This is a genomic window from Micromonospora sp. WMMD812 (genome assembly GCF_027497215.1).
GTDB lineage: Bacteria > Actinomycetota > Actinomycetes > Mycobacteriales > Micromonosporaceae > Micromonospora.
This window is the reverse complement of sequence record NZ_CP114904.1, coordinates 4,383,090-4,399,275: the sequence shown is the minus strand read 5'-3', so window position 1 is coordinate 4,399,275 and position 16,186 is coordinate 4,383,090. Positions and strand designations below refer to the sequence as shown.

Annotated in this window: 19 protein-coding genes; 11 read left to right on the top strand and 8 right to left on the bottom strand. The window is 73.7% G+C overall.

The features are described 5' to 3' along the window. Position 1 precedes the first annotated feature (1 nt). Positions 2–724, bottom strand: a complete 723-nt coding sequence (locus tag O7603_RS20240) for a protein phosphatase 2C domain-containing protein (RefSeq protein WP_281571373.1) — start codon at positions 722–724, stop codon at positions 2–4. Positions 725–786: 62 nt separating this feature from the next. Between O7603_RS20240 and O7603_RS20235 the strand changes: the two genes are divergently transcribed. Further along, entirely contained in the window at positions 787–1,839 is a 1,053-nt protein-coding gene (locus O7603_RS20235) for an AAA family ATPase (protein WP_281571372.1), read from the top strand. Between the two features lie 65 nt (positions 1,840–1,904). On the opposite strand, the gene O7603_RS20230 is transcribed toward O7603_RS20235, so the two are convergent. Continuing rightward, a complete protein-coding gene (locus O7603_RS20230) occupies positions 1,905–2,492 on the bottom strand; it encodes an XRE family transcriptional regulator (protein ID WP_281571371.1) in 588 nt (195 codons plus the stop codon). Between the two features lie 80 nt (positions 2,493–2,572). Here O7603_RS20230 and O7603_RS20225 point away from each other — a divergent pair, with 80 nt between their 5' ends. Next, the gene (locus O7603_RS20225; RefSeq protein WP_281571370.1) at positions 2,573–3,964 is read left to right on the top strand and encodes a benzoate/H(+) symporter BenE family transporter; all 1,392 of its coding nucleotides are present in this window, start codon (positions 2,573–2,575) and stop codon (positions 3,962–3,964) included. Between the two features lie 662 nt (positions 3,965–4,626). Here O7603_RS20225 and O7603_RS20220 read toward each other — a convergent pair. The 4 genes from O7603_RS20220 to O7603_RS20205 form a co-directional block, all read right to left on the bottom strand. Next, positions 4,627–5,001: a hypothetical protein gene (locus O7603_RS20220; RefSeq protein WP_281571369.1), complete on the bottom strand. Its 375-nt coding sequence runs from the start codon at positions 4,999–5,001 to the stop codon at positions 4,627–4,629. A gap of 67 nt (positions 5,002–5,068) precedes the next feature. Then, positions 5,069–5,320: a hypothetical protein gene (locus O7603_RS20215; RefSeq protein ID WP_281571368.1), complete on the bottom strand. Its 252-nt coding sequence runs from the start codon at positions 5,318–5,320 to the stop codon at positions 5,069–5,071. A gap of 81 nt (positions 5,321–5,401) precedes the next feature. After that, entirely contained in the window at positions 5,402–5,875 is a 474-nt protein-coding gene (gene mscL, locus O7603_RS20210; RefSeq protein ID WP_281571367.1) for a large conductance mechanosensitive channel protein MscL, read from the bottom strand. 39 nt (positions 5,876–5,914) lie between these two features. Next, entirely contained in the window at positions 5,915–6,592 is a 678-nt protein-coding gene (locus tag O7603_RS20205) for an FCD domain-containing protein (RefSeq protein WP_281571366.1), read from the bottom strand. A 179-nt stretch (positions 6,593–6,771) separates the two neighbouring features. Between O7603_RS20205 and O7603_RS20200 the strand changes: the two genes are divergently transcribed. After that, positions 6,772–7,926, top strand: a complete 1,155-nt coding sequence (locus O7603_RS20200) for an MFS transporter (protein ID WP_281576746.1) — start codon at positions 6,772–6,774, stop codon at positions 7,924–7,926. Between the two features lie 10 nt (positions 7,927–7,936). Here the strand turns inward: O7603_RS20200 and O7603_RS20195 are convergent, their stop codons facing one another. Next, positions 7,937–8,293 (bottom strand): STAS domain-containing protein, encoded by a 357-nt coding sequence (locus O7603_RS20195; protein WP_281571365.1) that lies wholly within the window; start codon positions 8,291–8,293, stop codon positions 7,937–7,939. A 165-nt stretch (positions 8,294–8,458) separates the two neighbouring features. Here O7603_RS20195 and O7603_RS20190 point away from each other — a divergent pair, with 165 nt between their 5' ends. The 6 genes from O7603_RS20190 to O7603_RS20165 are packed head-to-tail and all read left to right on the top strand — an operon-like array spanning position 8,459 to position 14,065. After that, on the top strand, positions 8,459–9,322 hold the full coding sequence (locus O7603_RS20190) for an STAS domain-containing protein (RefSeq protein WP_281576745.1): 864 nt from the start codon (positions 8,459–8,461) through the stop codon (positions 9,320–9,322). Continuing rightward, positions 9,322–9,741, top strand: a complete 420-nt coding sequence (locus O7603_RS20185) for an STAS domain-containing protein (RefSeq protein WP_281571364.1) — start codon at positions 9,322–9,324, stop codon at positions 9,739–9,741. Before O7603_RS20190 ends, O7603_RS20185 begins: the two co-directional genes overlap by 1 nt. After that, positions 9,738–10,157, top strand: coding sequence for an ATP-binding protein (locus tag O7603_RS20180; RefSeq protein ID WP_281571363.1), 420 nt, complete (start codon positions 9,738–9,740; stop codon positions 10,155–10,157). Before O7603_RS20185 ends, O7603_RS20180 begins: the two co-directional genes overlap by 4 nt. Beyond that, on the top strand, positions 10,145–11,170 hold the full coding sequence (locus O7603_RS20175; RefSeq protein ID WP_281571362.1) for a SpoIIE family protein phosphatase: 1,026 nt from the start codon (positions 10,145–10,147) through the stop codon (positions 11,168–11,170). The genes O7603_RS20180 and O7603_RS20175 overlap by 13 nt, the downstream gene beginning before the upstream one ends. Then, a complete protein-coding gene (locus tag O7603_RS20170) occupies positions 11,167–12,528 on the top strand; it encodes a sensor histidine kinase (protein WP_281571361.1) in 1,362 nt (453 codons plus the stop codon). The genes O7603_RS20175 and O7603_RS20170 overlap by 4 nt, the downstream gene beginning before the upstream one ends. Before the next feature lies 1 nt (position 12,529). Then, on the top strand, positions 12,530–14,065 hold the full coding sequence (locus O7603_RS20165; protein ID WP_281571360.1) for a SpoIIE family protein phosphatase: 1,536 nt from the start codon (positions 12,530–12,532) through the stop codon (positions 14,063–14,065). Between the two features lie 91 nt (positions 14,066–14,156). Here the strand turns inward: O7603_RS20165 and O7603_RS20160 are convergent, their stop codons facing one another. Continuing rightward, positions 14,157–14,972 (bottom strand): AraC family transcriptional regulator, encoded by an 816-nt coding sequence (locus O7603_RS20160; protein WP_281571359.1) that lies wholly within the window; start codon positions 14,970–14,972, stop codon positions 14,157–14,159. A gap of 31 nt (positions 14,973–15,003) precedes the next feature. Between O7603_RS20160 and O7603_RS20155 the strand changes: the two genes are divergently transcribed. Next, positions 15,004–15,591, top strand: a complete 588-nt coding sequence (locus tag O7603_RS20155; protein ID WP_281571358.1) for a TIGR03086 family metal-binding protein — start codon at positions 15,004–15,006, stop codon at positions 15,589–15,591. Positions 15,592–15,785: 194 nt separating this feature from the next. After that, positions 15,786–16,082: a hypothetical protein gene (locus tag O7603_RS20150; RefSeq protein ID WP_281571357.1), complete on the top strand. Its 297-nt coding sequence runs from the start codon at positions 15,786–15,788 to the stop codon at positions 16,080–16,082. Positions 16,083–16,186 lie beyond the last annotated feature (104 nt).

Below are 16,186 nucleotides of genomic sequence, written 5' to 3'. Positions count from 1 at the left end.
CTCAGGCCACCAGGGTGACGTCGGAGACCACCACGGTCACGTTGTCCGGCGCGCCGGCCTGGTGGGCGAGCTTGACGAGTTGCTCGCCGCAGAGCTGCCGGTCGCCGTACGCGCCGAGGGCCACCGCGATCGCCTCGTCCTCGACGTAGTCGGAGAGGCCGTCGCTGCACAGCAGCAGCCGGTCGCCGGCCAGGACGGTGAGCGTGCTGATCGACGGCGGAGCGTCCGCGCCCTGCACCGCCCGGGTCACCAGCGACCGCTGCGGGTGGTGTCGCGCCTGCTCGGGGCTGAGCGCCCCCTGGTCGACCAGCGCCTGCACGAAGGTGTCGTCCCGGGTGAGCTGGATCAGCTTGGTGTCCCGGAGCAGGTAGCAGCGGGAGTCGCCGACCTGCGCGAGGACCAGCGTGTCGGCGGCGAGCAGGGCCGCGGTGAGCGTCGTACCCATGCCCTCGCGAGCGGGATCCACGGTGATGGCGGCGTGGATGCGCTGGTTGGCGGTGCTCACCACGGCGCGCAACGCGTCGGTCGCCTCGTCCGGGTCGGTCGGCGGGGTCAGCTCGTCCAGGATCCGGATGACGATCTCGCTCGCCACCTCGCCCGCGGGCAGGCCGCCCATGCCGTCGGCGACGGCGACCAGCCGGTCGCCGGCGAGGGCGGAGTCCTCGTTGTTGGTCCGGACCAGACCGATGTCGTTGAGGATGGCCGAGCGGAGGATCAGCGTCATGGGTCCAGCTTGCCAAGAAGACCCCACCCCCGTCTCTACGCACTACTGCGTAGGGTTGAGGAATGATGCCGGTGTCCATGGTCGGGCGCGCCGGCGAGCTGGCCGAGCTCGACCGGGCGTGGTCCACCGTGGTGGCCGGTCGGCGGCCGGCGCCGACCGTCGCGGTGATCACCGGGGCCGCCGGGGTGGGCAAGAGTCTGCTGGTCGCCGCCGCGCTGGACGGCTTCGCCCCGCGGCCGGCGGTGGTCCTCTCCGGCGCCGCGCGGGTGCACAGCCCCGCACCCTACGACTGGCTGGCGGCGGGGCTCAGCGGGCGGGACACCAGCCGGCTGGACCTGCCTCCCGACGCGCTGGCGTGGTTGGCCCAGCAACCCACCGCTCCGCGCGAGCGGTACGCCCCGGGCACCCTCCTGCGCCTCGCCGTGCGTACCGTCCGGCTGCTGGTCGGCGCCGGGCCCGCTGTCCTGGTGGTGGAGGACCTGCACGCGCTCGACCCGGCGAGCCTCAACCTGATCGGCGAGCTGGCCACCGCCGCCGACCTGCCCGCGCTGCTGGTCGTGGCGACGCGGCCCGCCGCCGAGTCGGTCGCGCCGGATCTCGCGGTCCGCGTCCTGTCCCGCCTCTGCGGGGTACGCGGCGCGGTCCGCCAGCACCTCGGGCCGCTGCGCCCGGCCGAGGTCGCCGAGGTGCTGACCCAGGTGTACGCCGATTCGACCCCGTCCGGCCGGCTCGCGACCGCGGTCTGGCGGCGCACTGGCGGCAACCCGTACGCGCTGACCGAACTGCTCGCCGCGCACTCCGGTGAGCCGCCGGAGGCCCTGCTCCGGTCGCCGCACCGCCCACCGGCGCAGCACGCGCCGGCACGACGTCCGGCGGCGTCCCGGCCGGCCGGCTCCGACGAGGCCGAGTTGACCGGCCGGGAGGTCGAGGTGCTCGGCTGCCTGGTCGCCGGGATGTCCAACAAGCAGGCCGCGAAGGCGCTGGGCATCTCGGTGCGGACCGTCACCGTGCACGTGTCCAACCTGCTGCGCAAGACCGGCTCCGCGTCCCGGACCGAGGTCGCGCTCTGGGCGGTGCAGCACCGGCTCGCGACACCCGCGCCGGTGGACGGCTGAGCTGCCCGCCCCTCCCGGCGTGACGCGGCGGGGCGCTGCGCGGATCGGTAGCGGTCCCCCGCGGCTCAGCCGGTTGCCGGCCGGTCTCCGCCTCCGTGTCGCGGGTAGCGCAGCAGCAGGCTCGCGTCGACCTCGTCGTCGCCCACCGCCGCGTAGCTGTGCGGCACGTCCGAGGTCCAGCGCAGGTGCCCTCCGGCGGCGGCGGTCAGCGGCGCGTCCAGCGGACCGGCCCGTAGCACCCCGGCGAAGACCGTGACGTGCTCGGTGACCCCGGATTGGTGGGCGGGGGAGAGCTGCCCCGGCCCGGGAGCCACCCGCATCCGGTACAGCTCGTAGGTCGCGTCGGTGTCGGTGAAGACCTCCAGCAGGGTGGCGTGGACGGCCGCCCCGTGCACGGTCGGCGTCGCGGCCGGCTCGGCGAGCACGGCGGTCAGCGGCACCCCGAGCTGGGCCGTGACCGCGTACAGCGTCTCCAGCGTCGGGTTGCGGGTGCCGTTCTCCAGACCCGAGAGGGTCGCCTTACCCACCCCGGCGAGCCGGGCGAGGGCGGAGAGCGAGATCCCCCGTTCCTCGCGCAGACCGCGGACCCGGCCGCCGATCACCGTCGGGTCGGCGTCGAGCGGGCGGCGGCGGTCTGGTGACGGCTGGGGCATCCCGCTATGGTGCTACAGACCATCGTTCCGTAAACGGAACAGCGTGCCGAGGCGGCGGGACGGCGTACGGGAGGGCGATCGTGGCGGGACGGATCCAACCGGTGCTGGCCGGCGTGGTGACCGCGCTGGTCGGCTTCGCCAGTTCGTTCACCGTGGTGCTGGCCGGTCTCCGGGCCGCCGGGGCCGATGCCGGACAGGCGGCCTCGGGGCTGCTGGCGCTCTGTGTGGCGTCCGGGCTCGCCGCCGCCTGGCTGGGGCTGCGGCACCGGCTGCCGATGAGCGTTGCGTGGTCCACCCCGGGCGCGGCGTTGCTGGTGGCGACCGGCCCGGTGCCCGGCGGCTGGCCGGCCGCCGTGGGCGCGTTCGTCGTTTCCGGTCTGTTGATCGTGGCGGCCGGGCTGGTCCCGGCGCTGGGCCGCGCGGTCGCGGCCATCCCCAAGCCGGTCGCCGGCGCGATGCTCGCCGGGGTGCTGTTGCCGCTGTGCACCGCGCCGGTGCGCGCCCTGGTCGAGGTGCCGCGGCTGGCCGGCCCGGTGGTCGTCGCCTGGCTGCTGCTGCACCGGTACGCCCGCCGCTGGGCGGTGCCCGGTGCGCTGGTGGTCGCGGTGGTGGCGATCGCGTGGACCTCCACCGGTGCCGGCCTCGGTGCGATCGGGCTGCGGCCGGTGGTCGAGCTGACGCCGCCCGCCTGGGACGCGGCCGCCCTGGTCGGCGTCGCGCTGCCGCTCTTCCTGGTGACGATGGCGGCGCAGAACGTACCCGGGATGGCGGTGCTGGTCGGCTACGGCTACCGGCCGCCGTTCTCCGCCGCGCTGCGGACCACCGGTCTGCTCAGCGTGCTGGCCGCCCCGGCCGGTGGGCACGCGGTGAACCTGGCGGCGATCACCGCCGCGCTGGCCGCCGGGCCGGACGCCCACCCCGACCCGGACCGGCGGTGGATAGCCTCGGTGACGGCCGGCGCCGGGCTGGCCCTGCTCGGGCTGGGCGCGGGGGCGGCCACCGCGCTGGTGGCGACCGCCCCGCCGATCCTGATCGAGGCGGTGGCCGGGCTGGCGCTGCTGGGCGCGCTGGCCACCGCGCTGGCCTCGGCGGTGGCCGAGCCGGCAGGCCGCGAGGCGGCCGTGGTCACCTTCGTGGTCACCGCCTCCGGGGTGACCCTGGTCGGCGTGGGCGGCGCGTTCTGGGGGCTGGTCGCCGGCTGCCTGATGCTCCTGCTCTTCCGCCGCCGCCGCCGACCGGCCGAGCCCGCGCCCGCCGCCGGGCCTGCGTCCGCCACTGGGCCTGCGTCCGTCGCTGAGCCCGCGCCCGTCCCTGAGCCCGCGCTCGCCGGTGGGCCCGGGCTCACTGGTAGGCCCGCGCTCGCAAGTAGGCCGGCTGCGGCGTCGGAGCCGGCTCCGACGGCAGCGGCGACCAGCGCGCCGGGTCACGACGGCGGACCCGGTCGGCCCGGTCGGCGCTCCCAGGCGGACTGAGCTGCGGGAAGCGGCGGAGAAGTTCGTCCGCTGCCGCGGGAGCACCTCGCCACCCCGACGGCCGACACGGCGCCCGGATGGGCGCAGACGGTGCAGCTCGCTCGCCTCACCCAGGTGCGCCTCCAGCCCCCAGCCCGCCGTCACCGGGTCACCGGCGCGCACGCGGACACCGCTCCTTGCCGGTGCTTTAGAGCTGAGTCATTTGGGACATCAGTGGGCCGCGGCGATCGTCGCTCCGGCTGGGCCCGTCGGAGCTGCCCGGGGTGCTCAATGGACGCTGTCGACCTGCCCCAGATCTGGGGCAGCCGATACCGCGAGAGCCCGAACGGCGAGCGGCGACGAGCCGGACCCCGGCTGATCGTGCCGAGCGTCGGCCGAGTCGTTGACGACATCAGCTCTAAGGACGCCGGCGACAGCTGCAGGGGACGCTGGCGGGCGGCAGCTCGGGAGGCGTCGGCGACACGGACGGCCGCTGTGGCGGTGCGATCCGTGCCCCAGACCTGGGGCAGCTCGACAGGACCTGCGGCCCCGCGGCGGCCGACGCCCACCCGGTGAGCCGGCTTCGTCCCGACAGGGCCGTCCGGTCCCTGGCGCCGTGGCCGCCGACGCGGCCGTGCGACGGGAGACCTGCCGACTGAGAGCCGGCGGCGGGAGGTCGGGGCTCACTCCTCGGGGGGTAGGTCGCCGACCGGTACGTCGAGGCGGACCCGGCCGTCGGTGACGGTGGCGATGCGTTCGGCGGGCACGTAGACCGCTCCGGTGCGGGTCAGTTCGGTGGTGACCTTCAGGTAGCCGCCGTGCAGCAGCCGGGCCGCCAGGTCGGCCGGGACGTCCGGCTCCTCGACCGCGGTCGACTCGATCAGCTCGTCCAGGCTGCTGCCGGGGTCGGCGCTCGGCACCTGCGCCGTCGGCGCCTGCACCGTCACCGCGTTCGGGTCACCTCGCTGGACGAGATCCACCGTGCCGACCTCGGTGCCGGCGGCATCGATCACCGGCATGCCGGTGGTGATCCGGGAGATGGTCGTCTGCTGGTTCATTCTGGCGCGGTTCCCGGGGCGGCGCGCCGCTAAACGCCGCCCCGGACCGGTCGACTGGTCGGGCTGGTCAGGCGGTCGGTTGGGTCCAGCCGCCGGGTGGCCGGGGGGAGAGTTCCCGCCAGGTGTCCGTTCCCTCGAGCAACGCCCGGACCGTCTCCTCGGCCTCGTCCGCACTGCCGTGCTCGTAGAAGCGGGAGATCCCCTCGGCGCCGCCGGCCCGCTGCTCGACGTGCCAGCGGTCGCCGTCCACGCGGAGGAACACGTCCCGCCGCGCCAGGCGCCCCCACTTCCCGTTCCACCAGTGCTTCCGCTGCTCCATGCGCGGACTCTATCGAACACACGTACGAGAATGTGCGGCCCCTGCGGGAATCCCGCAGGGGCCGGTGCGCGGGTGTCGGGTTCAGCGCTGGGTGGGCGGTTCGTTCCGTCGGCCGAGCACGTCATCGAGCGCGCCACGCTGCTGCACCGGCGAGTGGTGACCGGCCGCGACCAGGGCGTCCCGGATCTCGGTGAGCAGCTTGATCTCCTCGCTGGGCGCCGCGGGCGGCGGCTCCTCGCCCCGCCGACGCCGCTCCGCCAGCCGGTTCATCGGGTAGACGACCAGGAAGTACAGCGCCGCCGCGGTGAGCAGGAACGTGATCACCGCGTTGATGAAGGCGATCCAGTCGAACGGGATGCCACGGAACTCGGGCGCGGTGCCGGCGAGGCCCTTGTCGCTGCCGGTGATCAGCAGCACGAAGACCCGGATCAGCGGGTCCAGGAACGACTTGGTGAGCTGGGTGACCACTCCGGTGAACGCGGCACCGATGACGACACCGACCGCCAGGTCGACCACGTTGCCGCGCATGATGAAGTCTTTGAAGCCCTTGAGCATCCGTACTCCCGTGCTGTCCGGTTTTCCGTCCGGGACAACCTATGCCCCGGGAGGGGGCTCCAGAAAAGCGGCGGCCTCGCGGGCGGCCCGCTCGGCGTCGCCGGCCCGGATCGCGTCCACCAGTCGGGAATGGTCGACGTGGCGCTCCGGGGCGTCGCCGATCGCCTGGGCGAGGGTGCTGCGCAGGGCCGCGCCGACCGACGCGTACAGCTCGGCGAGCATGGGATTGTGCGCGGCGGCCATCACGGCGCCGTGCAGCGCGCTGTCGGCGGCCACGAACTCGTCGACCCGGCCGCCGCGCCAGGCCGCCTCGCGGGCGTCGAGCGCGGCGTCGAGCGCGGCCAGGTCCGCGGGCGTACGCCGCCGCGCGGCGAGCCGGGCCGCCTCCACCTCGAAGGCGCGCCGCACCTCGATCACCTCGGCCATCCGGTCGTCGGTGAGCCGGCGGGCCACCACCGGGGCCAGTTCGTCGGTCGACACCACGTACGTCCCGGAGCCCTGCCGGCACTCCAGCACGCCGGCGTGCGACAGCGCCCGGACCGCCTCGCGGACCGTGTTGCGCCCCACCCCGAGCGCCGCCACCAGCTGAGGCTCGGTCGGGATGCGGCCGCCGACCGGCCACTCGCCGCCGAGGATCCGCTCCCGGAGCTGGGCGATCGTCTGCTGCACGCGGTGCCCGCGCGGCGGCACCGACACGGAATCAAGCGACGGTGGCACTGGTTACATCACCGGCCCGAAATTCATCCCATGATTGTAGGTTCGTAAGCATGACACCGCCACCAACCGCCGCCGCGACGGAACCGACCATCGGGTCGACCGAAGGCCCGGCGCCCGGCGCCGGCCCGGCGCCGCGCCCGGTCGCTCCGCTGGCCGGCGGCGCCCTGGTGCTGGTCGGCATGCTGCTCGTCGCACTCAACCTGCGCGTCGCGATCACCAGCCTCGGCGCCCTGCTCGACGAGGTCCGTGGTGGTCTCGGGCTCTCCGGCGCGATGGCCGGAGTCGTCACCACGCTGCCCACCCTCGCCTTCGCCGCCTTCGGCGCGCTCACCCCCCGCCTGGTCCGCCGGCACTCCCCGGCCCGGCTGCTGGTGGTGGCGATGGTCGTGCTCACCGCCGGGCAGTTGATCAGGGTCGCGACCGGCTCCGCGGCGGTCTTCCTCGCCGCCAGCGCCCTCGCCCTGGCCGGGATCGCGGTGGCGAACGTGCTGCTGCCGCTCCTGGTCAAGCAGCACTTCCCGCACCGGGTCGGGCTGATCACCGGCGCGTACTCGATGACGCTCACGGTGGGGGCCGCGACGGCCGCCGCGGCGGCGGTGCCGGTCGCGCACCTGTTCGACTCCTGGCGGGCCGGGCTCGCCGTCTGGGCCGGGCTGGCCGCGGTGGCCGTACTCCCGTGGGTGCCCCTGTCGCTGCGGGCGCGGGCGGCCCGGCGGAACCCGACCGCGACGGCGGCCGTGGCCACCGGTCCGCGGATCCGCCCCGGGCGGACCCGGCTCGGCTGGGCGATGGCGATCTACTTCGGGACGCAGTCGCTCGGCGCCTACGCGGTCATGGGCTGGCTGGCCCAGCTCTTCCGGGACGCCGGCTACCGGCCGGAGGACGCCGGCCTGCTGCTGGCCGGAGGGACCGCGCTGGGCGTGCCGATCGCGCTGCTGATGCCGGCCCTCGCCGGTCGACTGCGCTCGCTGCGGCCGCTGATGCTCACGCTCTCCGCCGCGATGGCGCTCGCCTACCTCGGAATGGCGTTCGCGCCGCACGGTGGCGCGTTGATCTGGGTGGTGCTGCTGGCGATCGGGCAGAGCGCCTTCCCGCTGATCCTGGCCGTCATCGGGCTGCGGGCCCGGACCCCCGAGGGGACGGTGGCGCTGTCCGCGTTCACCCAGAGCACCGGGTATCTCATCGGCGGGCTCGGCCCGCTGCTGGTCGGGATCCTCTACGGGGCCACGGGTGGCTGGACGGTGCCGATCGGCTTCCTGCTGGTCGCGCTCGCGGTGCAGACGGCCACCGGCATGGTGATCGCCCGCCCCCAGCACATCGAGGACGAGCGCTGACCAGTACGGGTCAGGAGGTGGCCGGCGTCGGGTCGCCCGCGACGGCCTGCTCGACCGTCGGGTACGTGTGCAGCACCTCGACCAGGCCGCTGACCTCGAGGATGCGCAGCACGCCGCGCTGCGGGGCGGCCAGCCGGACCACGCCGCCGACCTCGTCGCAGCTGTTCTTGGCCCGCACGAACACCGACAGCCCGGTGGAGTCGCAGAAGGAGAGCTCCGCCAGGTCGAACACCAGGCGGCTGCGGCCCTTGTCGAGCAGGTCGGTGATCTGGTCCTGGAGCTGCGGTGCGGTCGCCATGTCCAACTCGCCCGCGACCGACACGACGACCACGTCGCCGCGCTGTTCCGTGTGCACCGTCAAGGACATTCGCCAGACCTCCTGTTATCGGTGGAACGGTATCCCACGATCGGGGTGGAACGCAGAACGGGAGCCGGTATCCGGTGGCGACGATCATTCCTTTGCCCTGGGGCAAGTAGTTGGGCCGGACCCGGTGATAGAGTCCGGCCGGTCCAGGTCGAGGGGGGTATGGCAATGCCGTTGAACGCCGAGGAGAGTGGTCGGCTCACCGCCCTGCTGAGTGAGCAGGCCGAGCGGGTCACGCAGCGCTGGACGGAGATCGTCGCGGAGTCGCTCCGCGGCCGACTCAGCCAGGTCGAGCTGCGCCGGCAGGTCCAGGAGCTGCGCCGCGCGATGATCGCCGCGGGCGAGCAGGGGGTCATCGACCTGGAGGCCGAGCGCGCCGCCGAGCTGCGCGCGGTGCTCGCCGAGCTGTCCCGGGGCCGGGCCCGGCAGGGGTTCTCCGCCACCGAGACCGCGATCAGCGTGTTCGCCCTGAAGGGTGTGCTGCTGGAGCTGCTGGAGACCACGGGCGGCGAGACCACGCTCCGCGACTACGTCGCGTTCTCCGCCCTGGTCGACGACATGGGGCTGTTCACCTTCGACGCCTACGTCCGGACCCGGGAGAGCCTGATCGCCGACCAGGCCGAGCAACTGCTCGAACTCTCCACCCCGGTGGTGAAGCTCTGGGAGGGCGTGGTCGCCGTGCCGCTCGTCGGCACGCTCGACTCGGCGCGGGCCCAGGTGGTGATGGAGCGGCTGCTCCAGACGCTGGTCGACACCGGCTCGCCGTACGCGATCATCGACATCACCGGCGTCCCGGCCGTGGACACCCAGGTCGCCCAGCACATCCTGAAGACCGTGGTGGCCGCCCGGCTGATGGGCGCGGACTGCATCATCTCCGGCATCCGGCCACAGATCGCCCAGACGATCGTGGCGCTCGGCATCGAGTTCGGCGACATCGCCACCAAGGCGAGCCTGGCCGACGCGCTGCGACACGTGCTGCGGCTCTCCGGCGTCGAGACGACGACGCGCCGCCGCCCGCGTCGGGAGGCCTGATGGAACGGGTACCCATCCTCAAGATCGGCGACATCCTGCTGGTCTCCATCCAGGTCGACATGTCCGACCAGACGGCGGTCCAGCTCCAGGAGGATCTCGCCGAGCGGATCGTGGCGACCGGCAGCCACGGCGTGATCATCGACATCACGGCGCTGGACATCGTCGACTCCTTCGTCGGGCGGATGCTCTCGACCATCGCCTCGATCTCCAAGGTGCTCGACGCCGAGACCGTGGTGGTCGGGATGCGCCCGGCGGTCGCCATCACCCTGGTCGAGCTGGGCCTGTCGCTCAACGGCATCCGGACGGCGCTGAACGTGGAACGGGGCATGGAGCTGATCGCGGCCGCGCGCCCCGACGAGTGGGACGAGGACGACGCGCTCGACGACGAGGCGGACGCCGAGACGACGGCGTCGGCATGACCGCCGGCGTCGACCTGGGCCACCCACAGGCGCAGGCGATCCAGAGCGACGAGGACGTGGTACGCGTCCGGCAGCTGGTGCGTACGGTGGCGGTGGCCGCGAAGCTCTCGCTGGTCGACCAGACCAAGCTGGTCACCGCGGCCAGCGAGCTGGCCCGCAACACCCTGGTCTACGGCGGGGGCGGCACGGTCGAGGTGGCGACCGTGGACAACGGCCGGCGCCGCGGCGTACGGATCGTCTTCGCCGACTCCGGCCCCGGCATCGCCGACCTCGACCTGGCGCTCACCGACGGCTACACCACCGGCGGCGGCCTCGGCCTCGGGCTCAGCGGCGCCCGCCGCCTCGTCGACGAATTCGACATCGAGACCGGGGCCGGCATCGGCACCAGGATCACCGTCACCAAGTGGTCCCGGTGACCGAGGACCTGGCCGCCGGGCGCGGCCTGTGGTTCCGGGTCGAGACGAGCAGCGCCGGCAGCGCCGTACGGCGGGCCGCCGAACGTCTAGGCCAGGACCTGGAGCTGGGTGACGCCCGGACGGCCGACCTGGCCATCGTCGCCGCCGAGCTGACCAGCAACCTCGTCAAGCACGCCGACGACGGTGTGCTGCTGCTGCGCCCGGTGCGCCGCGAGAAGATGGCCGGTGTGGAGCTGGTCGCCATCGACTCGGGGCCGGGCATGGCCGACCTCACCGTCTCCTCCCGGGACGGGCACTCGACCGTCGGCACCCTCGGTATCGGCCTCGGGGCGATCGTCCGGCAGGCCACCTGGTTCGACGGCTACTCGCTGCCCGGCCGGGGGACCGTCCTCGCCGTGCAGGTCTGGCCGTCCGGAACGGACGACGAACCGCACTGGGCCGAGGCGCTCACCCGCCCGCTCACCGGCGAGACGGTCAGCGGCGACGGGTTCGCCGTCAGGGTCGCGGAGGGGCGACACCAGGTGCTGGTCTGCGACGGCCTGGGGCACGGCCCGCTGGCGGCCGCCGCGACCGACGCGGCGATCGCCGCCTTCCACACCGCGCCGGTCGGTTCGCCGGCGGCGGTGGTCCAGCACCTGCACCGATCCATGTCGCACACCCGCGGCGCCGCGCTGGCCGTGGCCGAGCTGGACCCGGCGGCCGGTGTGCTTCGCTACGCGGGGCTGGGCAACATCTCCGCGCAGGTGGTGGCCACGGGCGCCCGGCGCCGGGGTCTGGTCTCGCTGCCGGGCATCGCCGGTCACCAGCGCCCGACGGTACGGGAGTACGACTACCCCTTCGAGCCGGGCGCCCTGCTGGTGGCGCACAGTGACGGGGTGGCGGACCGCTGGCAGCTCGACGACTACCCGGGTCTGGCCGAGCGGTCCCCCGTGGTGGTCGCGGCGACACTGCTGCGCGACGCCGGCGTCCGGCGCGACGACGCCTGCGTGCTCGTGGCGAGGGCCTGGGCATGACGGACCAGCTCGACCGCCCGCCCCTGCTCCAGATGGCGCTGCGGGTCGAGCACGACATCTTCGTGGTCCGGCAGCGTGGCCGGGAGGTGGCCGCGGCGGTCGGTCTGGAGCACCAGGACCAGGTCCGGATCGCCACCGCGCTCAGCGAGGTGGCCCGGGACCTGCTGCGCTCGGTCGGCGGCGCGGACGTGAGCTTCCACGCCGACGACGGCCCGGACAGCCGTTGTCATCTCCGGGTGGACCTCGTCCCGATCGGCCCGCTCCCCGGCGACCGGTACGAGCCGGAGTCCGGCGCGGTGGCGCGGCTGGTGGACAGCCTAGGCGTGGTGCGGGTCGGTCGGGATACGGTCGTGAGGATGTCCCGACGTGTGCCGGTCACCGCGCAGGCGCTGACGCCGGAGCGGCTGACCGAGCTTCGTACGGAACTCGGCCAGAGCGTTCCGGGCAGCGCCCTGGACGAGTTGGCGGCGCAGAACGCGCAGTTGATCGCCGCGCTCGACGAGGTACGCAGCCAGCGGGACGAGCTGGCCGTGCTGAACGAGGAGCTCCAGGAGACCAACCGTGGGGTGATGGCGCTCTACGGGCAGCTCTCCGAGGAGTTGGAGGAGACGAACCGGGGCGTGGTGGCGCTCTACGCCGAGTTGGACGAGAAGTCGGCCCAGCTGCGGGCGGCGAGCGAGTCCAAGAGCCGGTTCCTGGCGAACGTCAGTCACGAGCTGCGCGCCCCGGTGACCGCGATCATCGGGCTGGGCCGGCTGCTGGCCGACTCCGCCTCCGACCCGCTCACCGAGGAACAGGCCCAGCAGGTCGGCCTGATCCGCTCCTCGGCCGCCGACCTGCTCACCCTGGTCAACGAGCTGCTCGACCTGGCGAAGGCCGAGTCCGGCCGGATCGAGCCGGAGTGGGCGGAGGTGGATCTCCGGCCGGTCTTCGGCCAGCTGCGTGGCACGCTGCGCGCGCTCGCCACCCGGCCCGGTGTGGAACTGGTGGTGGAGGAGCCGCCGAGCCCCGCGACGCTGCGCACCGACGAGGTGCTGCTCGGCCAGGTGCTGCGCAACCTGCTGCACAACGGCCTCAAGTTCACCGAGCGGGGTGAGGTCCGGCTGCGGGCGCGGCGGACCGACGAGCACTGGTCGTTGAGCGTCTCCGACACCGGCCCCGGCATCGCCCCGGAGCAGCACGAGCGGATTTTCGAGGAGTTCTACCAGGTGCCCGGCGCGACCCGGGTCGGCGGCACCGGTCTCGGCCTGCCGTACGCGCGGCGGCTGGTCACCCTGCTCGGCGGCACCCTGGAGCTGTCCAGTGAGCTGAGCCGGGGCAGCACCTTCACCGTCACCCTGCCGGTGGCCGGAGCCTGACGTGGACGCCCAGTCGACGGTGCTCGTGGTCGACGACAGCCGGACCAAGCGGTATCTCCTGGTCAGCTGGTTGACCCGTGCCGGTTTCCGGGTGCTGGAGGCGGAGAACGGCGCCGAGGCGCTGGCCCGGGTCGACATCGACCCGATCGACCTGGTGGTGCTCGACGTGCGGCTGCCGGACCTGAGCGGGTTCGAGGTCTGCGAGCGGATCAAGGAAGCCCACCCGGCGATGCCCGTGATCCACGTGTCGGCGCACGCGGTGGACGTGGTGGACCGGACCCAGGGGCTGACCCGGGGCGCGGACGCGTACCTCGCCGAGCCGATCGAGCCGGAGGAGCTGGTCGCCACCGCGCACGCGGTGCTCCGCTACTACCAGGCCCGGCAGCGGGCCGAACTGCTCGCCGAACGGCTGCTCGGGCTGGCCGACACCACCGTCGCGGTGCACACGGCGCCGACCTTCACCCGGCTGCTCCAGGCGGCGGCGACCGGCGCCGCGGAGATCTTCAAGAGTCCGGCCGCGGTGGTGGCGGAGACCTTCGACGGTGACTGTCTCGCCGGGGTCACCGTCGGTCCGGGCCGGGAGGCCACCATCGTCCCCTGGGTCGTGGACGACACCGGGGTGCCGATCGGCGCCACGGTCCGGGTCACCGAGCCGGCCGAGTGGGCGCTGGTCGACTGGCCGGTGGACGACACGGTGACCGTGGCCGCCGCCCGGCTCCGGGAGGACCGTGCGCCGCTCTACGTGGTGGTCCCGACCAGCACGCAGACCGCCCGTACGCCGGTGCTGGTGCAGCTCGCCCAGGCGGTGGCGGCGGCGGTGGAGGCGCAGCGCTCCTTCGACGAGGAGCACCGGATCGCGGTCACCCTCCAGCGCAGCCTGCTGCCCCGCCGGATCCCCGAGATCAACGGCCTGGACCTGGCGGTGCGGTACGAACCGGCCAGCGCGCAGACCGAGGTGGGCGGCGACTTCTACGAGCTGGTGATGCTCGACGGGCACCTGCTGCTGGCCATCGGCGACGTGGCCGGGCACTCGCTGCACGCGGCGACGGTGATGGCCGAGTTGCGGCACGCGGTCCGGGCGTACGCGGTGGAGGGGCACCAGCCGGGAGCGATCCTGCACCGGGTGAACGAGCTGATGCGCACGCTGCTCCCCGCCGAGCTGGCCACGCTCTGCGTGCTGCTGCTGCATCCGCCCACCGGCCGCGTCCGGCTGGCCAGCGCGGGCCACCTGCCGCCGCTGCTCAGCCTGGACGGCAAGGTGGAGTTCGTCCAGCACTCCGCGCCGCTGCTCGGCGTCCGGGCCGAGCGCCCGGACGACCTGGAGTTCGTGCTGCCGCCCGGCGCGACGCTGGTCTTCTACACCGACGGCCTGATCGAGCGGCGGGACGCCACGATCGACGACGGCCTCGCCGCGTTGGCCGCGGTCGCCGCGCAGGTCGACGACGACCTGGACCGGTTCTGCCAGCGGCTGCTGGTCGAGCTGGCCCCGGCCGAGATCCAGGACGACGTCGCGGTGGTCGCCCTCCGCCGTCGCTGAGCCGCCGCCCCTGAACCGTCGTCGCTGGGCCGCCGGTGGAGCCGCGACAGCGCCGCGCCGTCCAGCGGGTCGGCCGCCGGGCGCTGCCGGGTCAGCCGAGCGAGCGGGCGTACGCGGCGGGCGAGGTGCCGGTGACGGCGCTGAACTCGCGGACCAGGTGCGCCTGGTCGCTGTAGCCCAGGTCGGCGGCGAGGCGGGCCCAGTCCGGCGGCGGGCCGGTCGCGGCCTGCTCGATCGCCTCCTGGAGGCGGTAGCGGCGGATCACCCACTTCGGACCGACGCCGACCCGGTCCAGGAAGAGGCGCTGCAGCCGGCGGGTGGAGAGCCCGTGGCGGCGGGCGAAGGCGTCCACCCGCAGCACCGCGCGGTCGGTGCGGATCTCCTCCACCAGCCGGATCACCTCGTCGGTCACCGGGTCCGCCTCGGGCGCCCAGCCGGCGAGCAGGTCGTCCAGGGCGTGGCAGCGCTGGGCGTCCGTGCCGTCGCAGATGTTGCCGGAGTGGACGGCGGCCGGCGGCCAGGACGCGGCGAGGTCGGCGAACGGCCGACGGTGGCCGGTCAGCTCGGCGACCGAACGGCGCCAGAAGGGGCGGAAGCCGCCGGGCCGGAACTGCACCCCGCAGACCCGGCCGGTGCCGGACAGGGTGATGGAGAAGAGTTCCAGCCCGACACCCGACACCTCGCCAGCCTCCGGGGCGTCGCCGTGGCGCTGGAAAACCACGTTCACGGCCGGGTGCGGCACGACGTGCTGCGCGAACGGCTCGGTCAGGTCCCAGTCGATCAGCCAGTAGTGCTCGACGTGCCGGCGCAGCGCCTCGGCCGGCAGGTGCCGCCGGAAGTGGACCTGCCGCAGCAACCGGCCCGGGTCGAGGATGCCCCGGTTGTCGCCCCTCGGCTGCTGTCGCATTTCTTCAAGACCACCCTCATACGCTGGCCCTATGGCCACTCAGACTAGCGACCTGCTGGCGGCTGCGGCGCCGCGTACGGTGGCGGTGGTGCGGGGCGTCGCCGACGACCAGCTGCACCTGCCGACGCCCTGCCACGACTATTCGGTCCGAGACCTGCTCAACCATCTCTTCCAGGTGGTGGTCAACTTCCAGGACCTCGCCGCGAAGAGACCGGTGGAATGGTCGGACAAGCCGGACCACCTCGCCGACGGGTGGCGGGACCGGTTCGAGGTGGAGACCGGCCGGTTGATCGCCGCCTGGTCCGACCCGGCCAGCCTGGAGGGCGTCTCGCCCGGGATGGGCATGCCGCAGGCCACGGTGGGCGGCATGGCGCTGCTGGACCTGACCGTGCACGGCTGGGACCTCGCCGCCGCGACCGGCCAGCCGTACGCGCCGGCGCCCGACGCGGTGACCGAGCTGCACGGCCTGGTCGAGCAGTTGGGTCCGACCGCCCGCAAGATGGGCGTCTTCGCCGATCCGACCCCCGACCCGGCTCCCGACCCCGATCCCGAGCTCCAGAGCCTGCACCGCCTCCTGGCCCGCACCGGGCGTAGCCTCACCTGGCCCGCCACCCCCTGACCAGCCGGTCTTCCGCATTTTGCGGAGAAACCGGACTCCTCTTCCGAATGAGTGTGGATCCGTATTCACAGTGCCGACCCCGCATTTTCGGCGGTCGGGCCGCCCATCGACACCCTTGAATGGACTATGTGGATGGGCTAGGTTCACTGCCATCGCTTGATGGAAAGCCCTCAATGTTCGGGGGAGAGGGTCTTGTGAAGAAGCGGTCATTCTTGCTGGCGACATTCGTCGCGGCGTCGGTAGTTCTCCTGGGTGTCTCGGGGCCGGCGCAGGCCGCGCCCACCGGATGCACGACGGGGGCCACCGGCTACACCGCCGGGGCGTACTGCGAGAGCGGCACCGGGCAGTTCCGGGCGAAGACCAGGTGCAACAAGCCATGGGCGCCCGACTACGCCCGCTATGGCGAGTGGATGGGCGTCGGCACGTGGACGTCATTCGCCAAGTGCGACAACGGGCACCTTGCGTTCAATCCCACGTGGGAGACGCGGTAATCACACTGTGCGGTGGGCGCCGGATTCACGATCCGGCGCCCACGCGTGTTCCTGGCGATTTCCCTCCCGGTGAAATGCCGAGCGTTGGTGCTCGTTCCCTGCCG

Bases quoted from the DNA above. Each gene is read 5' to 3' on its own strand.
- O7603_RS20240 (WP_281571373.1), bottom strand. From the start codon at position 724: ATGACGCTGATCCTCCGCTCGGCCATCCTCAACGACATCGGTCTGGTC.
- O7603_RS20235 (WP_281571372.1), top strand. From the start codon at position 787: ATGATGCCGGTGTCCATGGTCGGGCGCGCCGGCGAGCTGGCCGAGCTC.
- O7603_RS20230 (WP_281571371.1), bottom strand. From the start codon at position 2,492: ATGCCCCAGCCGTCACCAGACCGCCGCCGCCCGCTCGACGCCGACCCG.
- O7603_RS20220 (WP_281571369.1), bottom strand. From the start codon at position 5,001: ATGAACCAGCAGACGACCATCTCCCGGATCACCACCGGCATGCCGGTG.
- O7603_RS20215 (WP_281571368.1), bottom strand. From the start codon at position 5,320: ATGGAGCAGCGGAAGCACTGGTGGAACGGGAAGTGGGGGCGCCTGGCG.
- mscL (WP_281571367.1), bottom strand. From the start codon at position 5,875: ATGCTCAAGGGCTTCAAAGACTTCATCATGCGCGGCAACGTGGTCGAC.
- O7603_RS20200 (WP_281576746.1), top strand. From the start codon at position 6,772: ATGCTGCTCGTCGCACTCAACCTGCGCGTCGCGATCACCAGCCTCGGC.
- O7603_RS20195 (WP_281571365.1), bottom strand. From the start codon at position 8,293: ATGTCCTTGACGGTGCACACGGAACAGCGCGGCGACGTGGTCGTCGTG.
- O7603_RS20190 (WP_281576745.1), top strand. From the start codon at position 8,459: ATGCCGTTGAACGCCGAGGAGAGTGGTCGGCTCACCGCCCTGCTGAGT.
- O7603_RS20185 (WP_281571364.1), top strand. From the start codon at position 9,322: ATGGAACGGGTACCCATCCTCAAGATCGGCGACATCCTGCTGGTCTCC.
- O7603_RS20180 (WP_281571363.1), top strand. From the start codon at position 9,738: ATGACCGCCGGCGTCGACCTGGGCCACCCACAGGCGCAGGCGATCCAG.
- O7603_RS20170 (WP_281571361.1), top strand. From the start codon at position 11,167: ATGACGGACCAGCTCGACCGCCCGCCCCTGCTCCAGATGGCGCTGCGG.
- O7603_RS20160 (WP_281571359.1), bottom strand. From the start codon at position 14,972: ATGCGACAGCAGCCGAGGGGCGACAACCGGGGCATCCTCGACCCGGGC.
- O7603_RS20155 (WP_281571358.1), top strand. From the start codon at position 15,004: ATGGCCACTCAGACTAGCGACCTGCTGGCGGCTGCGGCGCCGCGTACG.